This is a genomic window from Hyalangium ruber (assembly GCF_034259325.1).
In the GTDB taxonomy this organism is placed as follows: Bacteria; Myxococcota; Myxococcia; order Myxococcales; family Myxococcaceae; genus Hyalangium_A; species Hyalangium_A rubrum.
This window is the reverse complement of record NZ_JAXIVS010000003.1, coordinates 523,427-538,658: the sequence shown is the minus strand read 5'-3', so window position 1 is coordinate 538,658 and position 15,232 is coordinate 523,427. Positions and strand designations below refer to the sequence as shown.

The following is a 15,232-nucleotide window of genomic DNA, read 5'->3' as shown; positions in this document are numbered from 1 at the left end:
CACTCGTGGCGGGGCTCGCCGTGGTCGCCGGTCATGCCTTTGCCGAATCGAGTTGATGGAGCAAGAGGGAGTTGCCTTCCGAGTCGAGACACACCGCCATCTGACAGCGCGGTCCGCGAATGACGTCGCTCTTGAAGGAGACGCCCTTCTCCTTGAGGTGCGTCATCAGGCTCTTGAGGTCTTCGACCTCGAGCGCGATCGTTCCGCCCGCCGCGGCGCTGGGCGCATCGCCGGTCGTGTTGGTGAGCGCGAAGCATCCGCCGCCCGGGAGGTCATACTCGATCCAGTGCATGTTCCCGTGACTCCCCGCGGTGCCAACCGTGAGGCCGAGAGTCTCTTCATAGAACTTCCGCGCGCGCGCCACATCGGCGACCGGATACATGGTGAAAGCAACCTTCTTCACTGCCAGTGTATTCATTGCCATGTGAGGATTCAGGCTCCGTGGACGGTAGGGTGGTGCTTACCAACTTACCAGGAAGGACAGAGGTGCGCGGAAATAGCGCTCACAGGTGAAGATTTCCGCCCTCCGTCCTCTTCTTATTCCTGCTCATTCCGGTCGCGTCGGAAACTTCGTGCGATGTTAATGATTGTCATTTCCCTGTGGCGGATGAGCGGGCGAGCGTTAGTCATTTTCTTGTGATTCTTGAGAAGCATGAATCACGGTGAGGCCGGTTCTCCTCATCAGCGCCCCGCGTCATCCGCCGCTCTGCTCCCCCAGGCAGAGTCCCTCACAGGAGGCCAACCATGAAGCTCCCCTCGTTAGCGCAACAGCCTCGCGGCGCGGCTCCCCCGTTGTTGCTGGGGTGCCTGCTGACACTGGCCCTGGCCTCCGCTTGCTCCGGAGAGGAGCACCTCGAGTCTCCTCCCGCTGAGAGTGTGACACGCCAGCAGGCGTTGGCCGGAGAAGGCTTCTCCTTCCAGGCCACTTCGGTCTGGCAGACCGGGTACTGCGCGGACATGCGCGTCACCAACACCACCGGAGTGGACATCAACGGGTGGGCGGTGGGCTTCGAGCTGATCCCCGGCATGCGGATCACCTCGCTGTGGCTGGGGCGGTGGTCGGCCCAGGGCTCTCGGCAGATGGTGACAGATGACGTCTGGAACAGCGCTCTGCCCGCCGGCACCTCGGCGATCTTCGGCTTCTGCGGAGAGCACACCGGTACTGTCGCCAGCCCCTTCAACTGCACGCTCAATGGTCAGCCGTGCGGGGGCGGCAACCCACCGCAGCCGCCGGCTGATACGCAGCCTCCCTCCGTGGTGCAGGGGCTGAGCGTCGCCAGCCGGGCGCTCCGGAGCCTGGAGCTGACGTGGCAGGCCGCCACCGACAACGTCGGCGTGACTGGCTATGAGGTGTTCTTCCAGGGCGCCAGCTCCCCCGTGGCCACCGTTGGCGGCACCCGCGTGAGCGTGGGCGGGCTCCAGCCAGAGACCACCTATGTCTTCACCGTGAAGGCCCGAGACGCCGCGGGCAACCGCTCCGCGGACAGCGCGCCGCTGGTGGCCACCACGACCAGCCCCAAGAAGCTCATTGGCTACTTCGTCCGGTGGGGGGTGTACGCCCGCTCCTTCTACGCGAAGAGCCTCGACACTCGCGGCATGGCCGCGAAGCTCACCCACGTCCACTACGCCTTCGGCAACGTGGTGAATGGCCGGTGCGGCATCCTGCCTGCCCCTTGGGGAGACCCGTACGCGGACTACCAGATGATCTTCGGTGCGGAGAGCAGCGTGGACGGCCAACCGGACACGTGGGATCAGCCGCTCAAGGGAAACTTCAACCAGCTCCGCAAGCTCAAGCTGAAGTACCCGCACCTGAAGATCCTCATCTCCCTGGGCGGGTGGGACTGGTCTGGCGGTTTCTCCGATGCGGTCAGCACGCCTGAGCGGCGCCAGGCGTTCGTCCAGTCCTGCATCGACCTCTACATCCGCGGCAACCTGCCGGGTCTCCCCCCAGGGGCGGCCGCGGGCATCTTCGACGGCATTGACGTGGACTGGGAGTTCCCCGCGGCTCAGGGCAAGCAGCCGGGCCGCCCCGAGGACACCGTGAACTTCACGGAGATGCTGGCCGAGTTCCGACGCCAGCTCACCCAGGTGGGCCCGGGGCTGCAGCTCTCCATCGCCACCGGCTCGGATCCGGACAAGTACACGAAGATCCAACTCAACAGCGTCCACCCGTACCTCGACTCCATCAACGTCATGACCTACGACATGCACGGGGGGTGGGATCCCACGACGAACTTCCACGCGCCGCTCTACAACCAGGCCGCCAACCCGCAGAAGGCGAGGCGCGCCAGCACGAACGAGGCGGTGCAAGGCCACCTGGCCGCGGGCGTGCCGTCCAGCAAGCTCGTCGTCGGGGTGCCCTTCTATGGCCGGGGTTGGCAGGGCACGCAGCCGGGGCTCGCGGGAGATGGGCTCTACCAGTCCACCTGGGGCCCCGCACGCGGGAACTGGGATGACGTCTTCACCGGCAACACGGGCATGTTCGACTTCCACTACATCCAGAGCACTCTGGAGCCTGGGACCGTGAAGTACCGCCACCCGGAGGCGCAGGTGCCCTACCTCTACAATCCCTCCACGGGCCTCTGGGTGAGCTACGACGATCCCACCTCCCTGAGCGTGAAGGGTGACTACATCAACGCGCACAACCTGGGCGGCGCCATGGTGTGGGAGCTGAGCGGGGATGACGCGCAGGGCTCACTCGTCACCGCGCTCAAACACAAGCTGTCACAGTGAGCGAGGCGCGAGCGGAAGGCGAAGGAGCGCCCAGCAGGAAGTAGACCGCTTCGACGTAGGCGGCGAAGACGGCATCGTTCAGAGCCTGCGGCCTGGACGGAGTCTTCCGGGAGCTCGAATTCTTCTGCCACCCCGTGCGCAGAAGGATGTCCATATCGCGGTTGAACTCTTCCTGCAGCCCCATGGAGTCTCCGTCAACGGTAGGTCCTCGGGAGCCTGTTCGGGTCCCGAGGAGCCACCAGTTTCCGGGCTTTCGACCTGGCGTACCGCCCTGTCAGTACTGGACGGTCGCGCTGTAGGCGAAGTGGTCGGAGCCGTACTTCTCCAGGCGTTCGGCGGGACCGGTGCCGATGCCAATGCTGACGTAGATCTGATCGATGGGCACGCCGTCGACACCCGCCGTCCGCAGGTGGTTCATCCCCGGGATGTCCTGCGAGAGCTGACGGTTGAAGTCGCCCACCAGGACGACGGGCAGCCCCCGCGAGAGCAGCTCCGCGACGACCTCGCGCACCACGGTGTTGTGCGTCCGCCAGCGCTCCTGGCGCTCGGGGTGCTCACCGTTCCAGGCGCCGGAGATGTAATGGGTGTTGATGAACGCCAGCTTCGCGCCGGTGTCCTTGTTCTTCAGCACCACCCAGTTCACGAAGCGCGCGGGCGTCACCCCGGCATCACCCTCGTGCGTCATCCGAGAGCCGTCTCCCGTCTTCTCGTACTTGTTCTTGCGCCACGAGATGGCGATGGAGTTGCGGGCGGCGAGCCGCTCCGCCCCAGGACGGTAGTGGTCGTAGTACTCGAGCGCGTTGAGCTTGGAGTGGCCCGCGTCGGTGTCCACCTCCTGCCAGCCGATGACGTCCGCGAGCGGCTTGAAGGTCGCGCTCCCGTGAAGGGTGTTGTGGGTCGCGACAGTGGTCGTCGTGACCGCGAGCGCCTCCACCTGCTCCGGAGGAGTGGAGGGCATGAACCCCAGGGAGATGAGGAGGCTGAGGACGGCAGAGGACAAGAGTTCGAACATGGTTTCTCAGAGGTGGGCGCCAGGTTGCATCACCCGGCGCATGGGGGAAGGTTGAAGAGCTACTCGGGGCTGAGGAACTTGTTGACGACCGGGTTGTCATTGGAGTCCCAGCCCAGCACGCCCAGGTACATGCCCCGGCGGCCCCCGTCGTCGGTCTGTGCGTCGAAGTTGATCGGGCACGGGCTGCCGCCGCACAGCCAGCCGTGGAAGAAGATCCGCTGTCCGCCGTCGAGCGCCGCGGCGATGTCCGCGCCGCCGGGGCCGCACACGCCGCCGGTGTTCGCATCCGTGAGCAGGGTGTGCTGCGTGACGCTGTTGAAGGCGTTGGTGCCCACGCCGTTGGCCCGCATCCAGATGGTCTCGTAGGTACACTTGTTGTACGGCCCACGCGAGGCGAACAGGATGTAGTCCCCGGCGCGCTTCACCAGGACCGGGTTCTCCACGATGCGGTCCGAGCGCAGCAGCTGACGGCTGGTGGCGTCGCCGGCCACGTGGGTGCCGGCGGCGTTGAGCCGGACGATGCGCAGCGACGAGGGCAGCTGCTGCGTCTTGTAGAGCAGGAAGCGCGTCCCATCGCTGTCCTTGAACCCGGACGGGTCGATGACGCCGGCGTTGGTGATGGGGCGGCCCGGGACGGTGTCATCCGCGGTGGGGACGTCCGCCAGCCCTGGGCAGACCAGCGGTCCGCCCGCGACCGGGGTGAACGGCCCGAGCGGCGAGCTGGCGGTGGCCGCACCGATGCAGCGCTGGTTGGCGCCCAGCCCGTCCACGGGAGCGGCGAAGTAGAGCACCCACTCGTTCGCGCTGATCCGCTCCAGGTCCGGGGCCCACATGCCGCCGCCCGTGGCCCACGAGGGCTTCGAGGTGAGGGCCGGACCCTCGGTCATCCAGGGCCCGGAGGCGATGTTCCCCTGGGCCGACGGGACGAGGCTTCCGGTCGACATGCCGTAGAACTGGTTGTTGTGCATGACCACGGACGGGTCTGCGAACCCACCACCGCTCGGTGCGTACACGGGACGGGGGGCAGCGCCTGCGTTGAGGGAGACGGTGAGGCAGGCGACGAGCGCGACGGATGCGCCAAAGGCGCGACAGCGGAGTGGCGTCAGGGGTGAATCCTCCTGCGCGCCTCCTATAAGATTCGCGGCTTAGTGATAATAGGCTCGTTTTGCTTGACTGTCTGGATGTGCGGTATTCGACGGACGCTCGAGCCTCGCGCTTGCGTAGACTGGTTGGACCCTACGCAACACAGAGGTCCATCTCGATGATCAAGCCCGTTGCGCTCCTGCTGCTTCTCTCCACTCCCGCGTTGGCCCGGCAGGTGAATGTCTCCTCGGTGGCTCAGCTCCAGTCGGCCCTCGCGGGCGCGCAAGCCGGGGATGAAATCATCCTCGCGGACGGCACCTATGCGGTGAACGCCAACCTGAGCTGCACGGTGAATGGGACAGCTCAAGCCCCCATCGTCGTGCGCGCTCAGAACCGGCTGGGCGCGAGTATCCGCTTCAATGCGGTGGAGGGCTTCAAGGTCTCCGGCGCCTATTGGACCTTCGACGGGCTCGACATCCAGGGCGTCTGCGCGGACGACAACAACTGTGAGCACGCCTTTCACGTCACGGGCCACGCCGAGAACTTCGTCCTGCGCAACAGCCGGGTGCGCGACTTCAATGCGCAGCTCAAGGCGAATGCCTCCCAGAACGGAAGCACGTGGGAGATTCCCCACCGTGGACTCATCGAGCGCAACGAGCTGGGCGATACCCGCCCTCGCGCGACGTCCAAGCCGGTGACGAAGCTCAACATCGACACGGGCGACAACTGGATCGTCCGCGACAACCTCATCCGCGACTTCCACAAGAACGGCGGGGACTTCGTCTCCTATGGCGCGTTCATGAAGAGCGGCGGCAACAACGGCGTGTTCGAGCGCAACCTCGTGCTGTGTACCCGGGATGTGACCCCCGGCGGCACACGCATCGGGCTGTCCTTCGGAGGCGGCGGGACGGGCAATGCCTTCTGCGCGCCGGCCTTCAATTCCACGGTGCCGTGCGACCCGGAGCACAGCGGCGGCACGATGCGTAACAATGTCATCGCCAACTGCTCGGATGTCGGCATCTACCTGAACAAGGCCCGCTCCACGCAGGTGCTCTTCAATACCCTCATCTCTACATCGGGCGTGGACTTCCGCTTTGCCTCCAGCACGGGCTCCGCGCACGGCAACGTGCTGGAGGGGAATCTGCGCGGCCGGGAGAGCGGCACGTTCGATGCGGGCACCAACCTCCTCAACGTGACTTCGGCCACCTTCTCCGGCTGGTACCAGGAGCCGCTGAAGGGAAACCTCACGATCAAAGGGAACGTGTCCACGTTGATCGGCGCCGCAGCGGCCCGCGCGCAGGTGGTGGATGACTTCTGCGGCCGGCCCCGTCCTACCCAGGGCGCGTACACGCTGGGGGCCCTGGAGCACTCACTCGGGGACTGCTCGGGCTGGCCCACCGATGGGGGCAGCGCGTCTCCCGACGCGGGGACCGGCAACGGGGGCTCAGACGGGGGCTTTGACGGGGGCTCTGACGAGGGTTCTGACGGGGGCACCCCTTCGCCCGTGGACTCGGGGGTGGCCAGCGACGGGGGACCGGGCACGGAGAGTCCTTCCGATGAGGAGGCAACCGGTGGATGCGGTTGCTCCTCGAACTCGGGGGTGAACGCCACGCTCCTGCTCACGGCCTTGGGGCTTCTGACGCTCTCCAGCTACCGGCGCTCTTGATGCCTGCCGCGGTGAGTGCGAGGGGGCTCAGCCCAGGAGCCGGCGGCGGGAGACGATACCGGCGAGCAGGGTCAGGCTCGCCAGCAGCCACGAGCCATCCCCTGAGCCTCCCGAACACCTACAGCCTTCCTCCGGCGTGGAGAAGGTGGCCGTGGTCTGGCTGCCCACCACGAATCGAGCCTGAGCAATTTCCCCTGATGCGTGGTGATAACGTTCCGCTCCACGGTGGGCCGGCCGTCTTGTCGAGGGAGGGATGATGGAACAGGCCCGTCAGTGGTTGCTCTTCGGTGTGGTGCTCTTCAGTGTGCTGGGGTGTGGCGAGGAGCCCACCGTTCCTCCCGAGCCCCTTCCCGAGGAGCCCACGCCGCCAACCCCCGTCTACTGGAGCGCCACGGCATCGCTGAATGAGGCTCGCTGGAGCCACACCGCCAGCCTGCTGCCCTCTGGCCAGGTGCTCGTCGTCGGTGGACTGGGCGGGGACGGCAGCGAGGTGCTCGCCAGCGCCGAGCTCTACGAGCCCTCCACGGGCACCTGGAGCATGACCGGCAAGATGATCGAGCCCCGCGTGGGACACACCGCCACCGTCTTGCCCTCGGGCCAGGTGCTGGTGACGGGGGGGCATAACGCCCGCGGCACCCTGGCCAGCAGTGAGCTCTACGAGCCGGCCACCGGCACCTGGACCTCGACGGGTAACTTGAGCGAGCCGCGGGCGAGCCACACCGCGGGCCTGTTGCCCTCCGGCAAGGTGCTCATCGTGGGCGGAAGGCACGAGGACCTCTCTCCCTACGGCAGCGTGGAGGAGTACGAGCCGGCCCAGGGGACCTGGAGCCTCGTGGCTTCGATGCCCCGGACCGCCTGGTACCCGAAGGCCACAGTGCTGCCTTCCGGCAAGGTGCTCATCACGGGCCAGCCGACCGACAACAACGTGACAGGCTATGTGGTGCGCTATGCGCCAGACACCGGGAGCTGGCAGACCGTCGGTGCTCCGCTGATCATGAACAGCCATACCTGCAGCCTGCTGCCCTCCGGCAAGGTCCTGTGCGCGGGGGGGTATGGCTTGGCCTTGGTCGGTCCACCCCTCTCGCAGGCGAGCCTCTACGACGAGGCCACGAACTCCTGGAAGACGATCGCTCGGATGGGCCTCGGCCGAGCCAGCCACACCGCCACCGTGCTGCCCTCGGGACACGTGCTCGTCCTCGGCGGGAGTGCCGGAAGCGAAGTGCTGGACAGCGCGGAGTTGTATGAGCCCGACCAGGACCTCTGGACGGAGGTGGGCCGCATGTCCGAGCCGCGGTCGGGCTACACCGCCACCGTGCTGCGCTCCGGTCAGGTGCTCGTCGCCGGCGGGCGCAGAGGCACCTCCACGCCTCTGGCCGTCGCCGAACTCTGGGCACGCTGACATTCTTGTGCCTCGTGTTCCGCCCGAACATCATCTCCGAATTCGCCCTGCAGGCGATCCCACAGGGCGAAAACGGCGCGAACTCCGCAGATGCTATGGGCAGTACTCATTGTTAGAGCGGCAGACCCCGTCGCCGCAGAAGCACGATGTGTTGCCAGGACAGTAGTTGCAGGGATCGTACGGGGGCGGGGAGCACTCCCAATACACATACCGGCCGGCCGTCCTGCTGGGGGAGGACCCACAGGTGGTACGGTTGCCATTGCTATCAATGACCATGGGCCAGGCGTTCACCTGCAAGTAGTGCGAGCCGCAGGGAATCCCCGCGGTGCTGAAGTACCAGGTCCCAGAGTTTCCGGGGCGCTCATCGAAGGCGTACCGGACGCCATCGATGTAGTAGTCCAGCCGCACAGCGTTGGAGAACTGGGACACTGCCCAGGACCCTACCGCTGACACATCCCCCTCGTACTGTGCGGCATCCCAGATGCTCAGGCTGCTGACGCTCAGGCCCGAGCACAGCGACGACTCCAGGGTGCCCAGGGGCTCTTCACCCAGAGCCTGCGGAGCTTCAGGGAGGGTCCCACCACAAGCGGCAAGCAGCACCCCGGACATCAGGGCACCCAGAGAGAACAGGTTCGTCTTCCGAAGCATCCAAGCTCCTTGATGAGTGTTCAAGTTCACTCTGAGTATAATCTGTTTTCCTTGTATTTCAAGTTAAATCCCCAGGCGGGGCAGCAGGCAGCCTCGAGCGTGCCTGGAAGCGCGCGGCATGGACGCGCACTCAGGGGCCTGCGAGCGCATACACGCTCGCCTACCTCTGAGGTAGGGTGGAAGGAGCGGAGGTGGAGGCTCTTCTCCGCGAGGATCCGATGGCGCCACACTGGACCGTTCATGAGCTGGAGCCCGCCAACCTTCCATCGGGAACGGAGATCGGGCCCTGGCGGGTGCTGGAGCTGCGCGGGAAGGGCACCTACGGGGCGGTCTACCGCGTCGAGCCCGTGGGCGAGGAAAGGGCTGGGCCCTTCGCGCTGAAGCTGGCCCTGCATCCGGTGGATCCGCGCTTCGAGCGCGAGGTGGAGTTGCTCTCGCGCATCCACCACTCGAATGTGCCGCGCCTGCGGGCCCGTGGGCTGTGGAGCCATCCGGCCGGGCCTTTCCCCTTCCTCGTGATGGAGTGGGTACATGGGGTGCCGCTGTATGATTGGGCCGAAGCGCACAACCTCAGCTCGCGGCAGGTGCTGCGGGTTCTGGCCCAGGTGGCTCGGGCGCTGGAGGCCACGCATGGAGTGGATGGCGTGCATCGCGATGTGAAGGGCGCCAACGTGCTTGTGCGGGCCGAGGATGGCCGGGCGGTGCTGCTGGACTTCGGCGCGGGGGACTTCCGTGGGGCACGCACGCTCACGCGAGAGGTGCTGCCTCCCGGCACTCCGCAGTACCGCAGCCCCGAGGCACTGCGCTACCAGTGGCTCCACTGGAGACAGCGCGGAGCCCACTATGAGCCAGGACCGGCGGATGACGTGTACGCGCTGGGCGTGACGGCCTACCGCCTGGTGACAGGGTTCTACCCGCCGCCCGGGGTGGATCCCCAGGCGGCCGTGAATGGCGCGATTGTGCCCGGTCCCGCGCTCGTGGCGCCCGAGGCGGTGGTGACCGTGTGCCCGGAGCTGGCGGGAATGATCCGCCAGATGCTTTCGGAGGAGCCCTCGGCACGGGGCCGCGCTGCGGAGGTTGCCCAAGCGCTGGAACACGCGGCGGAAACGGCTGGAGTGGAGGCGGAACTGCCCATCACCCGGCGCGCGGCCCAGGCATCCCGCGTGCGCACGGAGTCCCGGCGTATGGGGCGGGGCAGGGGACCGAGTCTCGCCGTGGCGGTAGGGGTCCTTGCCTGTGTGTCCTTCTATGGATGGTGGACCGCGCGTCGGCAGCCGGTGGAGCATCCCGAGAGAGGCATGGAGGATGCTGGCACCGCGGGCCTCGCCAAGGACGCGCTCACGGTCAGCGCCAGCGTGGAGCGGCCAGCGCCCAAACCGGAAACGATCACTCTCGAGGTACCGAAGGAGCCGCTCCCGGGGCAGAGGAAGCCTCCGTGCGGGAAGCGAACGATGGCGATCAACGGAGGGTGTTGGGTACGGCCCGACGACCCGGCTCTGCCTTGCGAAGAGGGGGCATACGAGTGGAAAGGCGCCTGCTACTACCCGGTCTTCGCGCCTCGGCCTCCCCCGACCTCGGAGTCTCCGTAGCAAGGCGGATTCGGTCTCTTCGAGTCACCGTGCTATCCGCGCGGCTCGCTACGTCCACGATATGGTGGACGCCTGAGAGGAGTGGCGTGGATGGCACTGGATCTTCAAGCGGGCTGCGTTTGTGTCGGGCTGACCAACGTCGCCAACCATAAGCTCAAGGACAAGCTCGAGATGCTCGATGCGTCCGCCGGGCGCATGGCGGCGAAGAGCTCGGACAAGGCGCTGAAGCTGCTGCTCATGCCTGAGTTCTTCGGCTCCTTGTACGACAACGACATCCGGACCTTCCGGCCCCTGAGCGATGCGGACCGGAAGGCGCTCCTGGATCGCGCTGCGGAGATCTCCCAGAAGCACTCATGGATCGTCATCCCTGGGACGGTGCTGATTCCGGTCTCTGGGGTGCCCGAGCAGGGGGCCTTCACCAAGGCGAACGGGCGCGTGCAAAGCTGCGTCCCTGTCTTTTACAAGGGTGCGCTGATCGCCCGGTTCTTCAAGAAGTTCTACTCCACGGGAGAGATCCCCTGTGTCCCGAGGATGAAAGACGATGGGAAGTGGCCCGTGGCCACCCCATTGATGGGCGCGTTCGACACCGAGAAGCTCCGGGCCGCGTCCGAGCAGGTCCGCGAGAAGCTCGTTCCTGACATGTTCACCGTCGAGGGACACGATTTCGGTCTGGAGATCTGCAACGACATCGGGATGCTGTCGACGGTGCTCGGAAGCCGCAGGGGCCCCGGCTGTCACATCATCGTCTCTCAGGGCATGAGCCTGGGGTACATCTACAACCAGGCGGTGGCCAAATACATCGACCGGGACGGAGCCGTCATCGGTAAGACCGTGGCGAAGCTGCCCGAAGCAGAGTCCATCAATCAGGGAGCCATTGGCTACGAGGGCGTGTTCGTCCAGTGTGATGGGCCAGCCAGCCGGTGCGCGACCAAGGAATTGTTTGGCCACTGGCGGCTGCATCTGGCCACGGATCTGCTGGCCTTGGAGCCGCTCGCCAAGGCGAAGGGAGGCTATGGCGGGATCCCCTCGTGTTTTGTCCTGTATCCGCCCGTCCCTCTCTCGAAGTTCACGTTGACCACGTGAGCGTCGCTGGCATGTTCTTTGCGAAGATGGATGACCATGCTTCGCCTCCTCGCCTTTCTGGGCTTGCCCGTCATGCTGCTCGTGGCACTCCTGACGTTCTGTCACAGCCCGAGCGGGAGGCCGCGCAATCTTGTCCCGGTGCTCCTGGCTCTTGGATTGGAAGCGGCGCTGCTCCTCGGAGCAGCATGGGAGGTGAGCCGGCTCAGATATCCCGTCATCGACTATGTGCCAGACTTCAGCACGCAGCACCTCGTTGGTGTCTGGGAGTCACGTGTTGGCAGCCTCTCCTTGAACGCAGATGGCATGTTCCTGAGCAGCACGGGTGAGCAGGGGCAGTGGTCCGTGAAGGGAGACCAGAGGTCCAGTCTCAAGGTTGGGCGCGATCGCTGGTGTGTCATCCGGGTGGACGGGCAGCTACAGCTGCTGCGTCCGGAAGACTGCCCAGCGGACCCCGACAACTGGTTCTTCAGTCGCGCATTCTCTCGGCGCCGTTAGCTGAAGGGCCGCGTGTTTCTCAGCGTGCAGCCTGGGCTGCTTGAACGTGGCCTGCGAGACGAATGTCGGGGCGTACGGGCTCCCCGTTGCCACGGCGGATCTGGCTGGGTTGGGGAGCGCTGTTGAAGTCGAGGAACCACGCCGGCCGCTGCTCGAAGAATAACGCGAAGGGCCTCGCTCCCAGCTTCCGAGGAGCGAGGCCCTCCGTGACATCAGGGCACTGTGTAGCCCGCGCCCGGGCCCTCATCCACGGCCCAGTCCGGCTCGTGCGGCGGCACGTGGACCTTGCACTGCGCGCTCGTCACGTTGCCCGTCGTGTCCGTCACCCGGAAGTTCACCGTGTAGACACGCCCGTTGCTCCACTCGTTGCGCTCGGCGCGCAGCTGCAGCTCGGACGGGCCACTGATGACGATGTCCCCCAGCGTGTTGCCGTCCTGGCCACCTGTCGCGTCCTCTGGCTCGTCGCTGGAGACAGAGGTGATGACGCCCCGCGCCTGCAGGTCCAGGCCCTGCTCGCACGCGTCATTCAGGGTCGCGCAGTCGGACAGCCGCACCGTGTTCATTTGTCCATCGGACGGCCACAGCTTGAACGGCACGGCCTGGACACTCGGGCCTTGGTCGTCCACCACCGTCACCGTGCGGTACACCGGCGGCGCGCTGTGTTCGGCGGCATCCTCCACCGTGTACGTCAGGGTGTAGGTGCCCGCCACGCGGTGGTTGAGCCCACCCTCGCGCCGGACAGCCTGCCCGAGGTTGCCGTAGCACAGGTCGCTCGCCTCGACCCACGGATCAGAGAACTCCTGGCCGCAGGAGAGGGTTATGTGCTCCGGCCCGTTGAGCGTCAGCGTCGGCGGCGTGGTGTCGAGCACCTTCACCGAGCGGATGGCGCTCGCCACGTTCCACCGGTCCATGGCCAGGTACTGCACCGAGTACGTGCCCTCGGCCGTGCCATCCGGCCCCGGGCCGTAGTCGTCCGGATCCGACTCGCCCGGAATGCCGTCACCGTCGTCGTCCCCGGAGTTGTACTTGTGTACCGGCAGCGTGCCGCTGCACGCGTCGTACGCTTCGGCGCCGGGGTCCACGTAGGTGTCCCGGCCGCACTCCAGCACCATCGGCGAGTCACCCAGCAGCTGCAGCGCCGGCGGGACGTTGTCCACCACGTTCACCCAGCGCGGCACGCCCACGGTGGTGTTGCCCGCGGCGTCCGTCACCCGGTGCTGCACCTCGTAGAAGCCAGGCAGCCGGTTATTGAAGTTCAGCACCTCGATCTGCGCCGTGAGGTCACCCGAGCACGTGTCCGAGGCGATGACTCCCGGAGGCAATGCGTAGCCGCACTCCACCACCGGCGCCGGGTCTCCCACCAGCGTCAGCGTGGGCGGCGTCACGTCCACCACCGTCACCGGCGCGCTGCACACCGCGCTCGCCTCGCCATCCGAGGCCGTCAGGGTGACTTCATGCGTGCCCGGCCCGAACGGGCCCGTCGGGCTCTCGGAGATCGACAGCGGCTGAGGGCCGTTATCCGGATCATGACTGCCATTGTTCACGCTCGCGGAGGCCTGGCACGTGACGGGGTCGGCCGGCACGGTGACGGCCTGGCACAGCGCCACCGGGCGACGGTTGCCCGTGTCACACGAGAGCATCAGCGACATCGCCAGGGCGTTGTTGTCCTCGCGGCACTCCGTCTCCTGGCCGTTGCCCGCACCGTCGTTGTCCGCCACGGCGTACACGCTCACCAGCGTGTCGGGAGGCACCATCCACAGCTTCACCTGGGCGTTCTGTCCAGCGGGCAGGGCGTTGGCCAGCTGCGCCGTGCCGAGCCGCGTGCCTCCCGCGCTCGGGTCCCCGTTGAAGAAGGCCACCAGCATGCCCGAGGCCGTATCCTGGTCGCCGCGGTTGCTCACGGTGGCGACCAGGGCCAGCTGCTCCGCCGTGGGACTGCACTCCACCGAGAGGTGGGTGACGATGAGGTCCGGCGCCAAGGCGGGAGGCGTGAAGCCAGGGCCCTGCGGATTGACGCGGAAGGTATTCAGCCCCGGGGTGAGCCAGTTGGCCGGCGGGCTCGTGGGGATGGTGCCATCCTCATGGATATGGGTGACCGAATAGGCGTGCTGGTTCCAGACGCGCCGCGAGCTCACCCAGCCGTTGAGCCGGTCCCGGAACACGCGGATGCCCGCGGCTCCCGAGGCGGTAGGGCTGTTGGTGGCCAGGACGATCTCCGCGTTGTGGTCGCCATCCACGTCCACGACGACCGGAGCCTCGTACGCGGTGCTCGAGCTGTGAGCCGTCTCGAAGCGCGTCGCGCCGGTGGCTCCGTCGTAGATGCGCAGCCGCTGCTCGTCCGCGTAGACGATCTCCATCTGGCCGTCGCCCTCGAAGTCGAACGCCGTGGAGCCCGTCAGGTTCGATTGGTCCGTCGTGGACCTGCTCCACTTCACCGTGCCGTTCGTCTCGAACACCACGTAGCGGGTGCCGCCCGCCACGCCTACCTCCGGCTGCCCGTCATTGTCGAAGTCCGCGATGGTGGGCGCGCCGCCCGTACCTCCGCCCGGCAGGCTCGCCGTCCACAAGAGCGCGCAGGTGTCATCCATCAGCGACACGCGGCCGCCCCACACCACGACCACCTCGCCGTTCGGGTCCGCGTCGAAGTTGCCCACGCCCGCCAGACCGTGGCCGATCTGCCCGGTGTTGGCGCACTTCAGTGTGCCGTCGTGCCGGTAGATGGCCCGGTCGTTGATGACCTCCTGCAGGCCGTCCCCGTCGATGTCCGCCGCGAAGGAGAGGGCCCCCGCGCTGCCACCGGCGTTGTCGCTGCCCTCCCACTCGAGCGCGCCCGTGTGGCTGAACACGTGGTTGCCGTTGAGGATCTCCACGTTGCCGTCCCCGTCCAGGTCCGCGAACGAGGGGCCTCCCCAGATGTTGGTGGACACCGAGGTGCGGAACTTGAAGGCGCCGTCGTGCTCGAAGCAGATGATGCCCGTGCCGCCCTCGGGGACGGTACACAGCTCCACCTGGCCGTCGAAGTCGATGTCCCCGGCGGCGATCTGCGCCGCCCCGCGCACCCGGTAGTTCGCGTTGCTCACCGCCCACAGGTCCGCGCCCGTCGCGCCGTCGATGGCGCGCATCACCCCGTTGCTCGTGTGGTTGCTGCCCGCGAACGCGTTGAAGACGACGTCCGGCACGCCGTCGCCGCTCACGTCCACCACCACCGGCGTCATCATCACCTGTTTGTGGTCCGGCATGACCGTGCCTCCGGTCCACGCCCACTGCAGCTCCGGCTCGAAGTTCGGGCTGAAGGGCGGACTGGCCTCACAGCGCTCGCTGAGGGCATCCACCCGCCGCCGCACCTGTGGTGACGCAGTGGGTTCTGTCCCGGTACCACACGCCGTTAACGCCAGCGATGCGAGCGCACCCAGGCTCGCTTGCAAACTTGCTCTCAAGGAGGACCCCCAAGTCCTGTACCCGCCCCCTTATGGGCAGGTGCCCTGCAGAGTAGGGAATATCCGTTTTGTCGGCAAATATGCAGT

At 66.7% G+C, this 15,232-nt stretch carries 11 protein-coding genes; 6 read left to right on the top strand and 5 right to left on the bottom strand.

Features of this window, described 5'->3' with window-relative positions:
* Nucleotides 1–31 precede the first annotated feature (31 nt).
* A complete protein-coding gene (locus tag SYV04_RS11150) occupies nt 32–424 on the bottom strand; it encodes a VOC family protein (RefSeq protein ID WP_321545671.1) in 393 nt (130 codons plus the stop codon).
* A gap of 320 nt (nt 425–744) precedes the next feature.
* Between SYV04_RS11150 and SYV04_RS11145 the strand changes: the two genes are divergently transcribed.
* Nucleotides 745–2,733, top strand: a complete 1,989-nt coding sequence (locus SYV04_RS11145; protein ID WP_321545670.1) for a glycosyl hydrolase family 18 protein — start codon at nt 745–747, stop codon at nt 2,731–2,733.
* On the opposite strand, the gene SYV04_RS11140 is transcribed toward SYV04_RS11145, so the two are convergent.
* From SYV04_RS11140 to SYV04_RS11130, 3 genes are all read right to left on the bottom strand, one after another.
* Nucleotides 2,711–2,917 (bottom strand): hypothetical protein, encoded by a 207-nt coding sequence (locus SYV04_RS11140; RefSeq protein ID WP_321545669.1) that lies wholly within the window; start codon nt 2,915–2,917, stop codon nt 2,711–2,713. The two genes, SYV04_RS11145 and SYV04_RS11140, sit on opposite strands and share 23 nt — an antisense overlap.
* 90 nt (nt 2,918–3,007) lie before the next feature.
* A complete protein-coding gene (locus SYV04_RS11135; protein ID WP_321545668.1) occupies nt 3,008–3,745 on the bottom strand; it encodes an endonuclease/exonuclease/phosphatase family protein in 738 nt (245 codons plus the stop codon).
* A gap of 59 nt (nt 3,746–3,804) precedes the next feature.
* Nucleotides 3,805–4,719 carry a glycoside hydrolase family 43 protein gene (locus SYV04_RS11130; RefSeq protein ID WP_321545667.1) on the bottom strand — a complete coding sequence of 305 codons (915 nt, stop codon included), beginning with the start codon at nt 4,717–4,719 and terminating at the stop codon, nt 3,805–3,807.
* Between the two features lie 287 nt (nt 4,720–5,006).
* On the opposite strand from SYV04_RS11130, the gene SYV04_RS11125 reads away from it, so the two are divergent.
* From SYV04_RS11125 to SYV04_RS11105, 5 genes are all read left to right on the top strand, one after another.
* On the top strand, nt 5,007–6,494 hold the full coding sequence (locus SYV04_RS11125) for a chondroitinase-B domain-containing protein (RefSeq protein WP_321545666.1): 1,488 nt from the start codon (nt 5,007–5,009) through the stop codon (nt 6,492–6,494).
* 253 nt (nt 6,495–6,747) lie between these two features.
* On the top strand, nt 6,748–7,893 hold the full coding sequence (locus SYV04_RS11120) for a Kelch repeat-containing protein (RefSeq protein WP_321545665.1): 1,146 nt from the start codon (nt 6,748–6,750) through the stop codon (nt 7,891–7,893).
* A gap of 866 nt (nt 7,894–8,759) precedes the next feature.
* Nucleotides 8,760–10,130 (top strand): serine/threonine protein kinase, encoded by a 1,371-nt coding sequence (locus tag SYV04_RS11115; RefSeq protein WP_321545891.1) that lies wholly within the window; start codon nt 8,760–8,762, stop codon nt 10,128–10,130.
* Nucleotides 10,131–10,220: 90 nt separating this feature from the next.
* On the top strand, nt 10,221–11,213 hold the full coding sequence (locus tag SYV04_RS11110; protein WP_321545664.1) for a hypothetical protein: 993 nt from the start codon (nt 10,221–10,223) through the stop codon (nt 11,211–11,213).
* 36 nt (nt 11,214–11,249) lie between these two features.
* Nucleotides 11,250–11,708, top strand: coding sequence for a hypothetical protein (locus SYV04_RS11105; RefSeq protein WP_321545663.1), 459 nt, complete (start codon nt 11,250–11,252; stop codon nt 11,706–11,708).
* 212 nt (nt 11,709–11,920) lie between these two features.
* Here SYV04_RS11105 and SYV04_RS11100 read toward each other — a convergent pair whose 3' ends face one another.
* Complete coding sequence (locus tag SYV04_RS11100; RefSeq protein ID WP_321545662.1) at nt 11,921–15,040, bottom strand: immunoglobulin-like domain-containing protein; 3,120 nt, start codon at nt 15,038–15,040, stop codon at nt 11,921–11,923.
* Between the last annotated feature and the right edge of the window lie 192 nt (nt 15,041–15,232).

What these genes read in the sequence shown, in the direction of transcription:
- SYV04_RS11150 (WP_321545671.1), bottom strand. Translation starts at nt 424, where the DNA reads ATGGCAATGAATACACTGGCAGTGAAGAAGGTTGCTTTCACCATGTAT.
- SYV04_RS11145 (WP_321545670.1), top strand. Translation starts at nt 745, where the DNA reads ATGAAGCTCCCCTCGTTAGCGCAACAGCCTCGCGGCGCGGCTCCCCCG.
- SYV04_RS11140 (WP_321545669.1), bottom strand. Translation starts at nt 2,917, where the DNA reads ATGGGGCTGCAGGAAGAGTTCAACCGCGATATGGACATCCTTCTGCGC.
- SYV04_RS11135 (WP_321545668.1), bottom strand. Translation starts at nt 3,745, where the DNA reads ATGTTCGAACTCTTGTCCTCTGCCGTCCTCAGCCTCCTCATCTCCCTG.
- SYV04_RS11125 (WP_321545666.1), top strand. Translation starts at nt 5,007, where the DNA reads ATGATCAAGCCCGTTGCGCTCCTGCTGCTTCTCTCCACTCCCGCGTTG.
- SYV04_RS11120 (WP_321545665.1), top strand. Translation starts at nt 6,748, where the DNA reads ATGATGGAACAGGCCCGTCAGTGGTTGCTCTTCGGTGTGGTGCTCTTC.
- SYV04_RS11115 (WP_321545891.1), top strand. Translation starts at nt 8,760, where the DNA reads ATGGCGCCACACTGGACCGTTCATGAGCTGGAGCCCGCCAACCTTCCA.
- SYV04_RS11110 (WP_321545664.1), top strand. Translation starts at nt 10,221, where the DNA reads ATGGCACTGGATCTTCAAGCGGGCTGCGTTTGTGTCGGGCTGACCAAC.
- SYV04_RS11105 (WP_321545663.1), top strand. Translation starts at nt 11,250, where the DNA reads ATGCTTCGCCTCCTCGCCTTTCTGGGCTTGCCCGTCATGCTGCTCGTG.